The organism is Lysinibacillus sp. DFXJR4 (assembly GCF_057196045.1).
In genome coordinates this window covers 1-17,662 of sequence record NZ_JBXUNW010000031.1, presented here as the reverse complement: position 1 = coordinate 17,662, position 17,662 = coordinate 1, and the positions used below count along the sequence as shown (strand labels likewise).

Here is a 17,662-nt window from a genome sequence, read left to right as displayed (position 1 = left end):
TACAGACTCAAAAGCTGGTGGCCCAGACTACCTACAGCTTCATATGCAAGCGAAAACAACTTCAGAAATGCTTTAATATTTAGCAAGTTAGTGGAGGAAAAGCCACTTTGAAGATAGGGCTGTTCCATAAGTAATTAAAGGATAGAATCTGTGAGACTTCTTTACATGGTTAAAGCGCAGACATAAATGTAAGGCGACTTATTATCTATGGAAGCCTAGCAGATTCTTGTTCATCCTTTTTTCAGAAAATGCTGATGAATAAATTATTTCTATTAAATTATCTTATTGAACCTTCCATAGATTTTTCAACATAAGAAGTAAGGAGAGAATATACTATGACAAAAACACAACAAGTGATTGAACAAACTCAAAATTTTGGTGCTGCAAACTATCATCCACTGCCAATCGTCATTTCAGAGGCTGAGGGTGCATGGGTAAAAGATCCAGAGGGGAATAAATACTTAGATATGTTATCAGCATACTCTGCTGTTAACCAAGGACATCGTCATCCGAAAATCATTGCTGCGTTAAAAGAACAAGCTGATAAAGTAACATTAACTTCTCGTGCATTCTACAGTGAAAACCTAGGTGAATGGTATGAACTTGTTGGACAATTAACAAATAAACAAATGGTATTACCAATGAATACAGGTGCAGAAGCGGTTGAAACTGCTTTTAAAGCGGCTCGTCGTTGGGCATATGATGTAAAAGGTGTAGAACAAGGCAAGGCTGAGGTTATTGCATGTAATGGTAACTTCCATGGCCGAACAATGCTAGCTGTTTCTCTATCCTCAGATGAAGAATATCGTCGTGGCTTTGGTCCAATGCTACCTAATATTAAGCTAGTAGACTACGGTAACCTAGAAGCTTTAAAGGCAGCGATCACTCCAAATACTGCAGCATTTTTAATTGAACCAATTCAAGGGGAAGCTGGTATCGTGATTCCACCTGAAGGCTTCTTAAAAGCTGCTCGTGAGCTTTGCCGTGAAAACAATGTATTATTTATTGCAGATGAAATCCAAGCTGGTTTAGCACGTACAGGAAAAATGTTTGCCTGTGATTGGGAAGAAGTAGAGCCTGATATGTACATCCTTGGTAAAGCTTTAGGTGGCGGTGTATTCCCAATTTCTTGTGTAGCTGCAAACCGTGACATCTTAGGTGTCTTCAATCCAGGCTCACATGGTTCAACTTTCGGTGGTAATCCTTTAGCATGTGCTGTTTCTATTGCATCCATTAAGGTATTACTAGATGAAAAATTAGCTGAACGCTCACAACAACTTGGTGAATACTTCAAAGGTAAATTACGAGAAATTAACAACCCTGTTATTAAGGATGTTCGTGGTCGAGGTCTATTTATTGGGATGGAGTTAACAGAAGCGGCTCGTCCATACTGTGAAAAACTGAAAGAATTAGGCTTGCTATGTAAAGAAACACATGACACAGTTATTCGTTTTGCTCCACCACTAGTGATTTCACAAGAAGATTTAGATTGGTCAATTGAACAAATTGAAAAAGTATTTAAACTTTAACAAAATGTTCACATTTTAATTCGGAAGTATGTTACAATGATGCCGATATACTATCATTAAAAAAAACAAAGAGGCGATTTAATATGTCTGAAAACTTAAACCTGTTCACATCAACTCAAGATGTCATTCAAGAGGCTCTAAATAAACTTGGTTATGACGAAGCAATGTATGAATTATTAAAAGAACCGCTTCGCATGCTACAAGTACGCATCCCGGTGAAAATGGATGATGGTACAACAAAAGTGTTTACTGGTTACCGTGCACAACATAATGATGCTGTTGGACCAACAAAAGGTGGGGTACGTTTCCACCCACAAGTGTCTGAGGAAGAAGTTAAAGCGCTTTCAATGTGGATGACATTGAAATGTGGAATTGTCGATTTACCATATGGCGGTGGTAAAGGCGGAGTCATTTGTGACCCACGTCAAATGTCTATGGGAGAAATCGAGCGCTTAAGCCGTGGTTATGTACGTGCAGTAAGTCAAATCGTAGGACCAACAAAAGATATTCCTGCGCCAGACGTATTTACAAACGCACAAATTATGGCTTGGATGATGGATGAATACAGCCGTATGGACGAATTCAACTCACCAGGTTTCATCACTGGTAAACCACTAGTGCTTGGTGGTTCACAAGGTCGTGATCGTGCAACTGCACAAGGTGTTACAATCGTTATTGAAGAAGCAGCGAAAAAACGTGGCATTAATATTAAAGGTGCACGCGTGGTTATTCAAGGATTTGGTAACGCAGGTAGCTTCCTTGCGAAATTCATGCATGATTTAGGTGCAAAAGTAATCGGTATTTCAGATGCTTATGGTGCACTTCATGATCCAGAAGGTTTAGATATTGACTACTTATTAGATCGTCGCGATAGCTTCGGAACAGTAACTACTTTATTTGAAAACACTATTTCAAACAAAGAACTATTAGAGCTTGATTGTGATATTTTAGTGCCAGCTGCTATTGAAAACCAAATTACAGCTGACAATGCACACAATATTAAAGCAAACATCGTAGTAGAGGCAGCAAATGGTCCAACTACAGCTGAAGCAACGAAGATTTTAACTGAGCGTGGCATTTTACTTGTACCAGACGTGTTAGCTTCTGCCGGTGGTGTTACGGTTTCTTACTTCGAGTGGGTTCAAAATAACCAAGGTTACTACTGGACAGAAGAAGAAGTAGAAGAGCGTTTATACAAAAAAATGGTTGAAGCATTTGATAATGTATATACAACAGCGACAACACGTAACATCAACATGCGCTTAGCAGCCTATATGGTAGGTGTTCGTCGTACTGCAGAAGCTTCACGCTTCCGTGGATGGGTTTAATCAAGTGAAACATCAATCAGTGGGGAATTTTCCTCATTACCTACTGATTGTTGGTTGAACCAATCGTGCTTTTACGGGCCGTTGATCTCTCACCTAACTTATTTGCTTTTGCCGAATTTTGGGTGAGGTCTTTAAATAATAATTACAAAACGAGTCATTCCTATATCATTAGGATGACTCGTTTTTGTATTGGAGCGTCTTGTGTTTATTGGCTTGGATCAGATGCTCCAGCCGCTTTTCTAAAACCACTTTTCTTTCCTTTCGCACCTTTTGCATTCGAAGAAACTTCAATAACCCAAATCCACCGAAAATAATAACCAAGCATACAATTACAATAATTAACATAAACATAAGCAAAATTCCTTTAAACTATGTACTTCATCTACTATACAATAACTATCTAAACAAATTCTGAACAGAGGACAGAATTTGTTTTTTGGGTTTATTGAACTATTGTATAGCTGGATGGAACTATTGTGATTGAAATGCCCTTCTTTTTTGTTCAGATTTTGTTCAGGCACATTATAGTAAATTAAAAATGATGAAAAAACAAGAATTATAGGAGGGAGTAGCAAAAATAATTGTAAACAATTGAGTTTTTGATTGGAGGTTTAAAAATGCAAACGAAACAGAAAAAATGGTGGCAACATTCATTAGCGATGATGCTCTCGCTAGTGCTTGTACTCAGTAGTTTTCTGGCAGGAGGAATGCCAGTAAGCTATGCTGCCGAAGGAGAGACATCTTCGTGGGTAAAACCAGTACTGTGGCTGAAGGCGGATGACGGTCCAACAGTCGATAATGGAAAATTTACAGGTTGGGAAGATAAATCGGTAGAGCCAGTACAGTTTACCCTTGATGTTCCATCAGGGCAAGAAGCAAGAACCCCAAAGTATAACGCAAACGGGGTAAATTTTAATCCAAGTGTTACTTTTAGTAATCCTACTAATTCTAACCACTACGGTACCTCAGCTAAATTAGTTGGAGATAAGCAGATTACTTTCCAGTCTGGATACGCTGTTTATAAGCCGAATGGTGGAGCACTCGTTGGTTCAGTTGAAATACAGCATTACGGTGCTATCATTATGGGCAGCTACGGCAGTAATTTCGCTGTAGGAAATGGAGCAAGTAGTACGTACCGCTATATCCCTGGAGCAAGTAATGTGCGATACCAACTTGTACAGTATGAAATTAAGGATAAAATTGAGCATACAGGTAAAATTGATGGTAAGCCGGTAACACTAGCGAGAGGTAATCAGTTTGAACCGATCACAATTACACCTGTTGTTGGAGCAACTGCTGGTACCTCTTCAGAGAATTGGGGAGGTCTAAACGGGGAAGTAGCAGAAATCATTTTATTTAATGAGATGACCACTTCAGACGCAGCAAAGATCGAAACATATTTAGCTGTAAAATATGGCATTACCCTGAACGATGGTAATAGTGACTATGTTGCCGCTAGCGAAGCAACAGTATGGGATGCTGCTAAAAACTCAGGATACAAAAAGAATATTGCTGGCATTGGTCTTGACACAATCGAAGGTCTCCATCAAAAACAAAGCCGCAGTATAAACACTGGCACGCAGATTGTCATCAGCTCGGGTCAATTAACGGAAACTAATGAAGTTGATAGTTCAGAGTTGACTGACGGACAGTATCTGATATGGGGCGATAATGGCGCTGAGTTGAAATTTACGCAGCCAGTAGGTAATTTAAACATGAACCATACTGAGCGTATCTGGAAAGTACAAAATACTGGTAGTGTTGATGAGGTTAATATTGCGATTCCAAAAGCTTCAGTGCCAACTGGTACAAAACTATTAGTAGGAACAAGTGAAACGGATTTCACTACTGCTACACCTCATCCTATGATAGAGGTGACAGTTGGAGGCACAGATTACTATGTAACAAAAGCAACTTTAGCTAATGGTCAGTACTTCACGTTTGCAGCGGCTTTACCTGTCCCACAAAGCGTGACAGTGGAAGAAATCACAGCGAATCAAAATCAAATTGCCGTGACCTTTGATAAAGACATTAAATTAACAGCACCCGAAGCAACTGGGTTTACAGTGACAGTAGGTACTGAAACGATAACACTAACTGATGCCGATGTGAAAGTAGATCCAGTTAATCCAAAACGATTGCTGATTACATTACCAGCAGGGACAGATACGACTGGTAAGTTAGTAAAAGTAGAATATGATGGACAAGGCAATTTAACAGGTACAAATAATGTTCCAGTAAATAAATTTGAAAAAGATGTAATTAATGTAGATAAAACAGCCCTTCAAAACAAAGTCGAAGAAGTGAAGATGTTAGAAGAAAGTAACTATACACCAGACAGTTGGGTAGAGCTACAGGAAGTATTGAAAGAAGCAGAGCGTGTGTTAAAAGATCCAGATGCGACACAGAAACAAGTAGAAGCGGCTTTGGAGAAATTAAAGCAAGCAGAACAAGAATTAGTTTTAGTAAAACCAGTACCAACAACGGCGGTCCTTGAACAAACAAAAGGCGGAAATAAAATAGCTGTTGAGTTTAATCAAACCATAACATTAACAAATCTAACAGGTTTTACGATTCATATAGAGGGTGTAGAAGTGACACCAACTGGTTTTGAAGTGATTGGGGATAAGTTAGTGTTAACCTTCCCGAATAATCCAGTCGTCACAGATAAAGCTGTAAAAGTGAAGTATGATGGCACAGGGAACTTACAGGGAACAAATGGTGCAGCAATCGAACAATTTGAATTGCCTGTAGAAGATCCTTACAGTGCAGCATTCCAAATTACGAAGCCAGACGCAGTGACATCTAATCCACAGCCAACAATTGGTGGAAAGGTGGATGTAACGACAACACCATCCACAGTAACAATTGTCTTGAAAAATGACAAGGATGAGCCTCTGCTGGTAGATGTGGGGGCAACAGTTGACCCACTAACGGGTGAATGGACATTTACACCACCAACAGATTTGCCGGATGACACCTACACAATTATCGCGACAGCAACAAATGGTCAACAAACAGTTACAAAGAAACATACATTTACAGTAGCAACAACACCAATAGTAAACAAAGTGCCACTTCAGCAAAAAGTAGAAGAAGGTAAAAATTTAGTTGCAAGCGAGTATACACCAGCGAGCTGGGCACAGTATCAAGAGGCTTTAAAGAAAGCGAATGAAGTACTGACGAATCCAAATGCAACACAGGAAGAAGTTGATGCAGCACTTGGCATATTAACAGGGGCACAAAATGCACTTGTGAAAATAGGCAAAGTAGGAAAAGGGTTAGGCACATTAAACCCATCTACAGGTACGTTAAGCCCAAGCTTCCAAACAGGGGTAACTGATTACACAATGACAGTCGGCTATTCAACATCTGTCATTGACTTTACGGCGATTCCAGTAGAAGCTGGCGCGACAGTCACAACAACGGTTAATGGACAGTCAGGTAGTATTGGACAAATTCCACTACAAGTAGGGGAGAATATTATTGTTATCACAGTGAAAGATGCAAATGGCAATGTGAGACAATATACGATTAAAGTATATCGCGATGCCTACACAGGTGGTGGCTCATGGACACCAAACCCAGCACCACCAGTAACACCTACACCAGGCGACACAAAAACAAAAATCCAAGTGGAGCTTGAAATCGATGGCGAAAAACCACTGGAAAAAACAACAGTAGAAATTGAGCGTACAAAACACGCGAATGGGGATATCACAGACTTCGTAGCTCTTACAGAAGCGAATGCCAAAGAAGCTGTGGCAAAGGCAAAGGAAATCGGCAACAATATTGCTCGTATCGTATTGCCAGATGTCAATGATGAAGTGAAGGAAGCGAAGGTCGAAATTCCAAAAGAATCCCTGAAATTACTACGTGATAACGGTTTATCGTTAGAAATTTCATCGGAAAATGGACATATTGCGATTCCAGTGAGTTCAATGGAAGGCATTGACGATAATTTCTACTTCCGTTTAGTACCAGTGAAAAAGGAAAGTGAGCGTCAAGCGATTGAAGAGCGTGCCCGTGCAGAGCGCGTAGTACGTGAGACACTGCAAAGCAATGATGTGCATGTAGTAGCACGTCCAATGACGATTGAAACAAATATGCCAAGTCGTCCTGTACAGGTGACATTGCCGTTAAAAGGCGTGAAAATCCCAACAAATACAGCAGAGCGTGAGGCATTCCTGAAGCAATTAGCGGTATTTATTGAACACTCCGATGGGGAAAAGAAAGTGGTTATCCCTGAGGTGGTAACAATGGCGAAGGGTGAGCTAGGCTTACGCTTCACAGTCGAGAAGTTCAGTACATTTACAATTATTCAGGTCAATAAGAAGGAAGAAACAAAACCACCTCTAGAAGTAAAAGAGCATGAAGCGTATATTAAAGGCTTCCCAGATGGCACATTTGGTCCAGAGAAAAACGTGACACGTGCTCAAGTGGCAACAATGATTGCGCGTATTTTAGGCTATACAGATGGACCAGTAAATACGGCACCGTTCAAGGATATTCCAAGCGATCATTACGCAGCAGGTGCTATTGCCTTTGTCAAAGAGCGTGGCATTATGAATGGGGATGTCAATGGTAACTTCCGTGCCAGTGAAAACATTACACGTGCGCAAATGGCAACGGTAGTGGCGAACTTTAAGCAATTGTCTATCGAAGAGAATGTAGCGATTACATTCAACGATACAAAAGATCATTGGGCACAATGGATTATCGAAGCAAATCGTGCGGCAGGCATCATCAATGGCCGTCAGGATGGCAGCTTCGCGCCAGATGAGCATTTAACACGTGCTCAAGCAGTGGTGATGATGAATCGTATGTTCGAGCGTGGTCCACTACAAGGCGTAACAGCACCAAGCTTCCCAGATGTAAAAGCAACGCACTGGGCGTTTGATGACATTGAAGAAGCAGCGAAATCTCACGCATATTTTATTGATGAAGATGGGGATGAGCAGCTCTCAAAATAAGATATAGCAAAGGCAGGCTAAGGGAAACCTTAGCCTACTTTTTTGTGTAGATGGATAATTATTAATGATTCTGTTCAGATTTTGTTCAAAGTGATTATGATACTATTTTCATGGAATGTAGATATAAAAAGGATGGAGAAGTAATTCATAAAAATATACATACATAAAGATGAAGGGGATGCATGATAATGAGAAAAAATATTATGATTGTTCTAAGTATTATCATGCTGTTTATCGTTGTTTTTATTATTGGTAATCAGCACTACCTTTCTACTAATAATCCTACTATTGTAGAAGAGGGACTGGTTACGCTTAATTCAGTCCAATTAAGCGATAGTGTGAAGCTAGAAGGAGAATGGTCCTTTTTTCCGAATATCTTGATATCTCCAGAGGAATCCCTTGATGCATACCAAAATAAGCGTATTCTTATAAAAGTACCTTCAAACTGGCATGATTATGTGCAAGCGAATGAAGACGGTATAGCCGTTGGGACTTATCATATTAAGATAAGAGTGCCTGTCGAAGGACAATATGGCTTATATATTCGCGCAATCCGACAATCAAATCGTATTTTTATCAATGGCATAGAAGTAGGGAAAAAGGGAAATCCAAGTACAGCACTTAGTGAATATCGAACTGAAAACAATGATAAATATGTGGTAATTGCAGAAAGTAAAGAAAAAGAGATTGATATGATGGTACATGTTGCAAATTTTCATTATCCACAGGCTGGGATTACATATCCAGTTGAAATTGGCACGATGGGGATTATCCAGCGTCAGTACCAGATAAAAATATTGGTAGATGCCTTTGTGAGTATTGGTTATATTATATTCGGTATTATTTATATCATTTCATATGGACAAAACCGTAAGCGTAAGGAAGAATTGTTTTTTGGTCTATTTACAATATCATTGGGTCTTTACATGTCTTTTATAAATCAAAAGATATTTTTTATGTTAGTGCCTGTGACATTGACACTCAATCAAATTCGCTTACAGCTTGGCATTTTACCAATAGCACTTACATGTCTAACACTTTTTATCTATTATATGTATCCAAAGTTAATGAAAAAAAAATTCCTTTATTTAATCATGATTTTAATGGGAATTGTGTTCGTTATATATAGTATTTACAATCCATTCACTCATAATGTAAAGGCTACTTCGGAAGAATCAGTCTTCTATAGAAAGTTAGTTTATATAGCATTCACAGCTCCGGTTGTTTTGTATAATATATGGATCTTAATTCAGGTGATGCTAAAACGATTAGAGGGAGCGCGGTATGTTTTAATTGTTTTTACAGCTATTTGCTGCTATGCCCTTTTATTAGTGATAAATTTTTTAACGGATTTACCTTTTGATTATAGTGAAATTGTATTGTTCCTGCTTATATTATTTGGATTTGCCTCATTGCTGAATTATAGAGCGAATGTTGCTTTTATGAATATACAAACATTATCTGAGGAACTTTTAACTCATAATCATATGAAGGATGAATTTTTGCTGAAAGCATCACATGAATTACGCACACCTTTAAATGGTATTTTAAATCTATCAAAATTATTAATGGAAGGTGCAGAGGGGCCATTAAAGCGCAATCAGCAAGAGCAAGTGATTCCTAATTCATAATATAACCCAGCGACTAGGGCACTTAGTGGAAGATTTATTATTTTCATCCACTTATATGTCGGGAGAATTACGTGTGTCGCCTCGTGCTGTACCGATAAGCATTATTAATGATGTAGTAACGGAAATTCGCAGTATAATGTCTACTAATAGTTACGTACGATTACTCATTGAAGTAGATTTGACAATGCCACACATGCTAACAGACGAATTGCGCTTTAAGCAGGTGTTGTACAATCTTTTACATAATGCTATCCAGCATACCGAAATTGGTGAAATTACCGTAACTGCCTATCAGCAGCGAAAACACATGGTTATCGAGGTAAGAGATACTGGAAAGGGAATTCCTGCTCAGGATTTAGAACGTATCTTTAATACATTTTATCAAGTGAAAAATAATGATCCTAAGGAAGGTCTTGGATTAGGATTGAGCATTGCAAAAAATATTGTAGATAAATTAAATGGCGATATTTATGTAAAAAGTACATTGGGAGAAGGAACAACCTTTACATTTACAATGCCACTTGCAGCTATGGATCAAACAGGTGAGGATAATTCTCTTGCAAACGTTACACAAACGCCATTAGAAATACTACAGCTAGAGCTACCATTGATTCATAATGGAAATGACAAAAAAATACTCGTTGTAGATGATGATCATGTCAACATTAAGGTTTTAGTGGATGTATTAACATTTAAGGGTTATACAGTGATTGGTGTTGATAATGGTTTTGACGCTATCGACTATATCAAAACAAATCAAGTGGATTGTATGCTAATCGACTTAATGATGGAAGGTATGTCAGGTTATGAATTATGTAAGCGAGTGCGCAAGCAATATGATATGTTAGAACTACCGATAATAGTATTAACAGCAATTATAAAACATTCAGATCTAGTGCTTACCTTGCAAGTAGGAGCCAATGATTATTTACAAAAGCCTATAGCAACGGATGAATTGCTTTTACGGATAGATTCATTATTAGCTGTTCGACAATCCTCACTAGATGCAATCGAAGTTGAGATGAATTATTTATATGGGCAAGTGACCCCTCATTTTGTCTATAATACACTCAATACAATTATTGGTTTGAGCTATACCGATATGGATAATACAAGGGAAGCGCTATATTGCCTAGCAACTTACTTCCGTGCAAAGCTCAACGTACATTATCGTAATAATATGGTGTTGATTGAAGAAGAAATAGAGCTAGTAAAAGCATATCTTTATATTGAAAAGATGCGTTTTGGTGATCGTTTAACTGTCAAATATGATATTGATGAGTCTATACAACTGATGATTCCAGCATTATCACTACAGCCTTTAGTGGAAAATGCCGTTTTTCATGGTATTTCCAAAAAGCCAGAAGGTGGTACAATTGAGATAAGTGTCCAAAGAGAGGGACAATTTATCCGCATTAAAATATATGATAATGGAGTCGGTATACCTGCTAAAAAGTTACAACAATTAATGAATGAAGAAAGTTCGCGTATTGGTTTTACAAATCCACTAAAAAAATTTAAATTAATGAAAAATGCGGATCTTCGTTTATATAGTGAAGAAGGTAAGGGGACAACTATTCTTATACTATTACCGGAGGGTGATGGAGCATGAATGTTATCATCATAGATGATGAAAGTATGGCTATTGATGTTTTACGTTTCAAATTAAATCGACTAACTCAGTTCCAAATTTCGATTAAAGGAACATTTACAAATGCTAATGATGCACTGCGATTTCTTAAAAATGAATCGATTGATGTTGTTTTTTTAGATATAGAAATGATTGATGTGCATGGTTTACAAGTAGCAAAACAATTAATAAGGAATCCATTGATTCAAATAATATTTGTAACAGCACATGCTCAATTTGCAGTGGATGCATTTGACATAGAAGCAACGGACTATTTGTTAAAGCCCGTGCATGAGAAACGACTTATGAAGGCATTGATTAAAGCACAGCAAAAGTTGCAATTACAAGAAGATGTAGAAAAAGAGAAAAAAGAACATCTCTTATATGCACATACATTTGGGAGCTTTTATTTATTGGATGCCCGACATGAGGTTATCAAGTGGCGTACTAGAAAAGTGCGGGAACTATTTTTATATTTATGGTTTCATCAAAAAAAGCCCATGTTAAATGTTGTCATAATTGAGGAGCTCTGGCCTGATTTAGAATTTGAGAAGGCAGCCAGTAATTTACATACGTCTATTTACCAGTTAAGGAAGCTTTTTAAGGATAAAGGTATTCAAGATCCCATTCAATTAGTGAATAATCAATATCAACTAAATGTGGAGATTTCAAGTGATTATGATAAACTTACTCAATTGCTAGAGCAAAAAAGGCATGATGAAATATCCATCCAGCAGCTCTTAAATTGCTATGAAGGTGATTTTTTAGCTGAGGAGGAGTACCCTTGGGCTATTCAAACCCAGCTGCGCTTAAAGCAAGGAGTTTTGCATGTACTAGAAATGTATATTACTACAATGGATGCTATGAATTCATTGTTAAAATTAAACTGTTTACAAAAGATGCTAGAACTTGATGAGTTTAATGAGGACTATATGTTTCTTCTATTAGAGTTTTTAATTAAGCAAAACAAAAAACAGGATTGTATACAGTATTATGAGAGAATAGAAGAGAAATTATCAGAAATTGGTATTTCAGTACCAGAGAGAATTCTTAGTATTTATAATGCATACATGGTTCGTATTTAAGACAATCTTAATTCTTTGCTTTCTTCAACATAAATATGAGAAAATCCAAGTAGAAAGGGGCGAATTGAATGGATTCATTTACATTTTATAATCCAGTGAAATTACATTTTGGCGAAGATGCACTGGAGAAGTTACCGAAAGAGTTGGCGCAGCTTGGAAAAAAGGTATTAGTTGTTTACGGAGGAGGCAGCATTAAGAAAAACGGAGTGTACAATGCTGTCATTGAAAAATTACAAGAAGCGAATAAAATAATATTTGAATTAAGTGATGTTGAGCCGAATCCACGTGTAGAAACTGCAAGACTTGGCATTGATATTTGTAAGAAAGAAGCAATTGATTTTGTTCTAGCAGTTGGGGGCGGTTCAGTTATTGACTGTTCAAAATTAATAGTTGCTGGTGCAAAATATGATGGCGACGCATGGGATATTGTGAAGCGTAAAGTCTTTGTAGAGGAAGCACTGCCTCTTGGAACGGTTTTAACGCTGGCTGCAACAGGTTCTGAAATGAATTCAGGCTCAGTTATTACTAACGCAGCTACAGAAGAAAAATTAAGCTGGGGCAGCCCTGCTGTTTTTCCAAAATTCTCTATCCTAAATCCTGCCTATACGGTGACAGTGCCAAAAAATCATACCATTTACGGAATTGTGGATATGATGTCACATGTCTTTGAGCAATACTTCCATAATACGACAAATACACCGATTACGGATGAAATGTGTGAAGGTGTATTACGAACAATTATTGCTACGGCACCTAAATTATTACAAGACCTTGATAATGTCAAGTTACGTGAAACAATTTTATTGGCAGGAACAATTGGATTAAATGGCTTCTTATCAATCGGTTCACGAGGCGATTGGGCATCTCATAATATTGAGCATGCTGTATCTGCCGTGTATGATATCCCACATGCTGGTGGGTTAGCCATTTTACAGCCACACTGGATGCGTTTAAGTGTAAAAGTGAATCCTGAACGTTTTGCAGGCATAGCAGTTCGGGTATTTGGAGTGGATGCTACAGGAAAGACGTCAGAAGAGGTTGCCTATGGGGGAATCGACCGTTTATCTGCATTCTGGACATCGCTAGGAGCACCAAATCGCCTTGCAGATTATGGTATTAACGATGAAAAATTCAATCAAATTGTTGAGCATGCTATGCAAAATGGACCATTTGGTAACTTTAATAAGTTACAGGAAGAAGATGTTCGTAAGATTTTACAAAATTCCCTTTAATATTGACCTAGAATGTGAGGCTACTTGTTGTAGTCTCCTATTTTTTTATGTCAAGGTTAAGGAAACTTAACCCAAAATGTTGAAATTTGTCGTAGAAGTTTCTTTTGGCCTACAATATGATTAAATAGACTGATACATAAATGAAAAAACGCTCGAATTGGTAAAATTAATATGATAAAAGTAATGTGTATATTAAACGATTGTTTTGTTTCTGAATATTGCGTGTTTATCTTTAGGACATTTTTCACTTATTTGTGTCAGGTTGAAATAAAAGGCTGTATGTTGTTATAAAGAAATCTGTTTGTAATAGTAGGTTTGTTGTCGTATTTACGCATTTAATGTAGGATTGTTCAGAATTTGTTCAACTGAGTTTATTAAAATAAAAACAATATTAAATATAGATTGGAGAGGGAGCAAATGTTGAAACAATTGCTTGAAGACCGAATTGTCACATTGCGTTATATTGAGACGCCATTTCAGCAGCATGTTTATAAAATGCAAAATTGTGTAGAAGTATTGGGAATTGAAGCGAAATCACTACAAATTGAAAATGACCAAATAGCTGCAGGATACATCGTTGATCAAAGTATATTTTTTAAAAGTTTACGCTTTGGTCAAACAAATATTATCTTTACAGATGGTGTAAATAAAGCAATTGTACAATTATTTGTACGTCCTTCTGGTGAAATTATTGCAGAAGTGAAGCCTTATTTAGGTAATGCTGAGATTGTTCTAGTTTATTATCGAACAATTTTAGAAGATACAGCTATTGCAATTGATTTAAAAGGTGCTTTTAAGCATTATTTGGTAGCACATCAATTGATGAATGTTGAAGATTCAATTGCAGAGGTCCATTACGAGTCAATGCATCCTAATGTTTTAAAAGATTCTTATGCTGGTAATTTTGTTTTAGGGTGTCATTCAAATGGTAGAGAGATTACCAATGCAGAGGAATATGCATTAGCTAATCGCTCAGCTACATTAAAATTCTCAAAAATTGTTATTCAACAGCAAGGTGTAAAAAAGATTATCGCATTAAAAATGTTATTAACGTTTTTGATTACGAATCATGTTTTTGTTAGTAATGAAGAGCCAGACTGTTTAAATGAAGAAGTAATAAAACAAAATCACCTAAGGTCAGTATAAAAAACAGCCAACTGCCTGAAATATGGCAATTGGCTGTTTCTTGTTTATTTAGTGGTTTATTGCTCTAATGTCGAGCTAGCGGGTCTATCTCCAATATGTTTCCATTCTAGTTTTCCATCATCCTCGTCAAATAATATGGCTACTTTCGATACACCCTTCTGACTTAAAATTACTTCTGTTAAATGGTCACGTACATCGTCTAAAAAAGCTAATGATAAGTTAGCATCTGCTTCAGCAACTAATTCTACATGTAAAAATTCGCCTTCTTTAATAACTTCTAAACGAACAATATCTTTAATATTTGGATCATCCAAAACTAAATGAGCAATATGGTTTAGCATTTCTTCATCTGTTTCACCAATCACTCCGCGTGCATTATCAAGAAATACCTTGGCTACTACATAGAACATCATGCAGCCGATAATCATTGAAACAAGTCCTTCGATATTTGCCCAACCTGTGAAATGTGCGATTAAAATAGCGCCGAATGCTAGGACATTACCACCTGTAGCTACTAAGTCTTCCATAAATACTAATTTTGTTGCTGGCTTAGCCCGATTTAAATAGGAAAAAGCTTTAGGGATGGTTGAGATACCGGCTTTCTCCTGCCCTGCCTCATGTAAAATCTCTACAGCAGCTTTGGCAAGAACAGTTCCTTCTAAAATAATCCCGATAAAAAGTACACCAAGTGCTATAAGCATTCCTTTAGATTCACCTGTAGGATGGATAAAATGATGCCAGCCCTCTTTGACAGTTTCATAAGAAAGAATAGCCACAATAATAACCGCAAAAAGACAAACCAAATTGACTATTCGTCCAAAGCCACTAGGGAACTGTTTTGTTGGTGCCTTTTTTGAGAGAGCAGAGCCAATGTACACAAAAAATTGGTTTGCTGCATCGCCAAGTGAGTGCATCATTTCAGCAAACATGGCGACATTGCCTGTAAAGAAAAACGCAATGCCTTTAATTATTCCTAAAAATGCATTTACACCTGCAGCCAAAAGGGAGGGTTTGTTACCGTCTTTTAATAGTTTTAATAGTTCTGCCATCGTTGAATCCTCCAACTAGTTTAAAATTTCCATTTCGATTTTTTCTATATAAGATAAGGCACGTAATGAACGGTAAAATGACAGTAGGTTATCAGAAACGATTAATGATAGACGTAAATCTAATTCGTGCAAAACATCATCATTATTTGGAACATCTTTAATGCGGATGTTCTCGATAATAATATTGTTTTCTTTTAGAAATTCTAAAAAGGCCTCCGTTTTCTCATCATTGTAAATCTGTACCTTCAATGATACTTCTCGCATACGAATTCGTTTTGGTCCTATTTTCATTAGGAAAGGCGATAAAACCTCAATTCCGAAAACAATAATAATAACAGCTAATGTTGCATCCATATAGAATCCCGCACCAACGGCAATACCGATTCCAGCAGCTCCCCAAATCATTGCAGCAGTTGTTAGACCTGAAATACTATCGTTTCCACGTCTTAAAATTACACCTGCTCCAAGAAATCCAATGCCACTGACTACCTGAGCTGCCAAGCGGAGAGGGTCCATTGTGATATTAATGTCTGATCTTGGTGGCGTGGAGTACGCGGTTTCAATTGAAATTATGGTTAATAGACAGCTAAATGTTGCAATGACTAAGCTTGTTTTTAATCCTACTGGTTTCTTTTTTAATTCCCTTTCAATACCGATTACTAAACTTAATGTGGCTGCAATCACTAATTTTATGCCAACTTCATATGTAATCATATTTCCTAATAATGTTTCCATACGCAACCCTCCACAGTTATTTCGTATTGCTAAGAGATATGCAAGCTGTCATTATTATATGTGCATTACTTTTTTGTATTGTACATCACGAAAGTATGTAAGTATAAGTATTTTTTTAGTGGAGGTGATGTTTTATGGAGAAACCTAAAATCAATCCATACATCCCAATTTTTATTGGTGTTATTTCTGTATCCTTGTCAGCTATTTTTGTAAAATTAGCAAATGCAGAAGCAGGCATTATTGCATTTTATCGTATGTTATTTTCGGTTTTGATTATGGCACCCTTGTTTTTTTGGAAATACACAAAAGAGTTACGACAATTATCAAAAAGAGATTGGTTATTCTCATCTATTGCGGGTATTTTCTTAGCGTTCCATTTTATTTTGTGGTTTGAATCATTAAATTACACATCTGTCGCAAGCTCAACAGTGCTGGTCACATTACAGCCATTGTTTGCATTTGTTGGTACTTATTTCTTCTTTAAAGAGAAAATTACGATGAAAACCATTTTGGCAGGTGCTATCGCTATTGTTGGTAGTGTTTTAATTAGCTGGGGAGATTTTAAGCTCAGTGGAGCGGCGTTCTATGGAGATATACTTGCTCTAATTGCATGTGCTCTCATTACAGCCTACCTTTTATTTGGCCAGGATGTACGTAAAAGATTATCTCTTGTGACTTACACGATGTTAGTTTATGTTGTTAGTACAATTACGTTATTTGTATATGTTCTTATTAAAGGCGAATCTTTTGGTCCGTATCCTACAATGGATTGGGTATGGTTCATTTTATTAGCGATAGTTCCTAATTTATTTGGTCATACTCTATTTAATTGGTCTATCAAATACGTTAGTACAAATGTAGTTTCCATTGCGATATTATTTGAACCAATCGGTGCGGCTATATTAGCTCTTTTAATTTTTAAAGAGTATTTGATAGTCACACAATTGATTGGAGGACTAATTGTTATAATGGGAATTCTATTGTTTGTAATCGATGAGAAAAAGATTTTAAAGTTTTTTTCGAAAAATGCTTGATTTTTAAAATGCTATATTATATATTATTACTTGTCCTTAACAAGAGGGGCAACTTGATAAAAAGATTTTAGAAAAAAGTTGTTGACTTCTTGTTGAATACAAGTTAAGATAATAAAGTCGCTGAAAATAATCAGCAAAATAATGAACCTTGAAAACTGAACAAGCAAAACGTAATCAATATAGTTTTTAATAGCTAGCTTTTGCTAGTGAACAAAACAAAAATTTTGGACATCAAAATTGATGCCAGCAAAACAATTTGAGCTAATCAAATTTCTTTTATGGAGAGTTTG

General features: G+C 36.9%; 11 protein-coding genes. 9 read left to right on the top strand and 2 right to left on the bottom strand.

From position 1 onward, the window contains the following. Positions 1-335: 335 nt before the first annotated feature. The 8 genes from AC2CGN_RS25245 to AC2CGN_RS25210 all read left to right on the top strand — a co-directional run bounded on the left by AC2CGN_RS25245 (position 336) and on the right by AC2CGN_RS25210 (position 14,554). On the top strand, positions 336-1,529 hold the full coding sequence (locus AC2CGN_RS25245) for an ornithine--oxo-acid transaminase (protein WP_283869291.1): 1,194 nt from the start codon (positions 336-338) through the stop codon (positions 1,527-1,529). An 83-nt stretch (positions 1,530-1,612) separates the two neighbouring features. After that, entirely contained in the window at positions 1,613-2,857 is a 1,245-nt protein-coding gene (locus tag AC2CGN_RS25240) for a Glu/Leu/Phe/Val family dehydrogenase (protein ID WP_283869290.1), read from the top strand. A gap of 617 nt (positions 2,858-3,474) precedes the next feature. Continuing rightward, a complete protein-coding gene (locus tag AC2CGN_RS25235; protein WP_484516938.1) occupies positions 3,475-7,830 on the top strand; it encodes a DUF8202 domain-containing protein in 4,356 nt (1,451 codons plus the stop codon). Between the two features lie 188 nt (positions 7,831-8,018). After that, positions 8,019-9,461 carry a 7TM diverse intracellular signaling domain-containing protein gene (locus AC2CGN_RS25230; protein WP_484516936.1) on the top strand — a complete coding sequence of 481 codons (1,443 nt, stop codon included), beginning with the start codon at positions 8,019-8,021 and terminating at the stop codon, positions 9,459-9,461. A 55-nt stretch (positions 9,462-9,516) separates the two neighbouring features. Beyond that, entirely contained in the window at positions 9,517-11,073 is a 1,557-nt protein-coding gene (locus AC2CGN_RS25225; protein ID WP_484516934.1) for an ATP-binding protein, read from the top strand. Next, the gene (locus AC2CGN_RS25220) at positions 11,070-12,176 is read left to right on the top strand and encodes a response regulator (protein ID WP_484516932.1); all 1,107 of its coding nucleotides are present in this window, start codon (positions 11,070-11,072) and stop codon (positions 12,174-12,176) included. Before AC2CGN_RS25225 ends, AC2CGN_RS25220 begins: the two co-directional genes overlap by 4 nt. A gap of 68 nt (positions 12,177-12,244) precedes the next feature. Next, the gene (locus tag AC2CGN_RS25215; protein ID WP_484516930.1) at positions 12,245-13,408 is read left to right on the top strand and encodes an iron-containing alcohol dehydrogenase; all 1,164 of its coding nucleotides are present in this window, start codon (positions 12,245-12,247) and stop codon (positions 13,406-13,408) included. Between the two features lie 417 nt (positions 13,409-13,825). After that, positions 13,826-14,554, top strand: a complete 729-nt coding sequence (locus tag AC2CGN_RS25210; protein WP_429989675.1) for a hypothetical protein — start codon at positions 13,826-13,828, stop codon at positions 14,552-14,554. 56 nt (positions 14,555-14,610) lie between these two features. On the opposite strand, the gene AC2CGN_RS25205 is transcribed toward AC2CGN_RS25210, so the two are convergent. Together AC2CGN_RS25205 and AC2CGN_RS25200 are read right to left on the bottom strand one after the other, a co-directional pair. Then, positions 14,611-15,603: a cation diffusion facilitator family transporter gene (locus AC2CGN_RS25205; RefSeq protein WP_286925486.1), complete on the bottom strand. Its 993-nt coding sequence runs from the start codon at positions 15,601-15,603 to the stop codon at positions 14,611-14,613. Positions 15,604-15,618: 15 nt separating this feature from the next. After that, a complete protein-coding gene (locus AC2CGN_RS25200) occupies positions 15,619-16,338 on the bottom strand; it encodes an MgtC/SapB family protein (protein ID WP_429985939.1) in 720 nt (239 codons plus the stop codon). A 134-nt stretch (positions 16,339-16,472) separates the two neighbouring features. On the opposite strand from AC2CGN_RS25200, the gene AC2CGN_RS25195 reads away from it, so the two are divergent. Beyond that, on the top strand, positions 16,473-17,372 hold the full coding sequence (locus AC2CGN_RS25195; protein WP_484516927.1) for a DMT family transporter: 900 nt from the start codon (positions 16,473-16,475) through the stop codon (positions 17,370-17,372). Positions 17,373-17,662 lie beyond the last annotated feature (290 nt).

Coding starts and splice junctions, on each gene's coding strand:
- AC2CGN_RS25205 (WP_286925486.1), bottom strand. CDS start 15,603: ATGGCAGAACTATTAAAACTATTAAAAGACGGTAACAAACCCTCCCTT.
- AC2CGN_RS25225 (WP_484516934.1), top strand. CDS start 9,517: ATGTCGGGAGAATTACGTGTGTCGCCTCGTGCTGTACCGATAAGCATT.
- AC2CGN_RS25215 (WP_484516930.1), top strand. CDS start 12,245: ATGGATTCATTTACATTTTATAATCCAGTGAAATTACATTTTGGCGAA.
- AC2CGN_RS25235 (WP_484516938.1), top strand. CDS start 3,475: ATGCAAACGAAACAGAAAAAATGGTGGCAACATTCATTAGCGATGATG.
- AC2CGN_RS25230 (WP_484516936.1), top strand. CDS start 8,019: ATGAGAAAAAATATTATGATTGTTCTAAGTATTATCATGCTGTTTATC.
- AC2CGN_RS25210 (WP_429989675.1), top strand. CDS start 13,826: ATGTTGAAACAATTGCTTGAAGACCGAATTGTCACATTGCGTTATATT.
- AC2CGN_RS25245 (WP_283869291.1), top strand. CDS start 336: ATGACAAAAACACAACAAGTGATTGAACAAACTCAAAATTTTGGTGCT.
- AC2CGN_RS25240 (WP_283869290.1), top strand. CDS start 1,613: ATGTCTGAAAACTTAAACCTGTTCACATCAACTCAAGATGTCATTCAA.
- AC2CGN_RS25200 (WP_429985939.1), bottom strand. CDS start 16,338: ATGGAAACATTATTAGGAAATATGATTACATATGAAGTTGGCATAAAA.
- AC2CGN_RS25220 (WP_484516932.1), top strand. CDS start 11,070: ATGAATGTTATCATCATAGATGATGAAAGTATGGCTATTGATGTTTTA.
- AC2CGN_RS25195 (WP_484516927.1), top strand. CDS start 16,473: ATGGAGAAACCTAAAATCAATCCATACATCCCAATTTTTATTGGTGTT.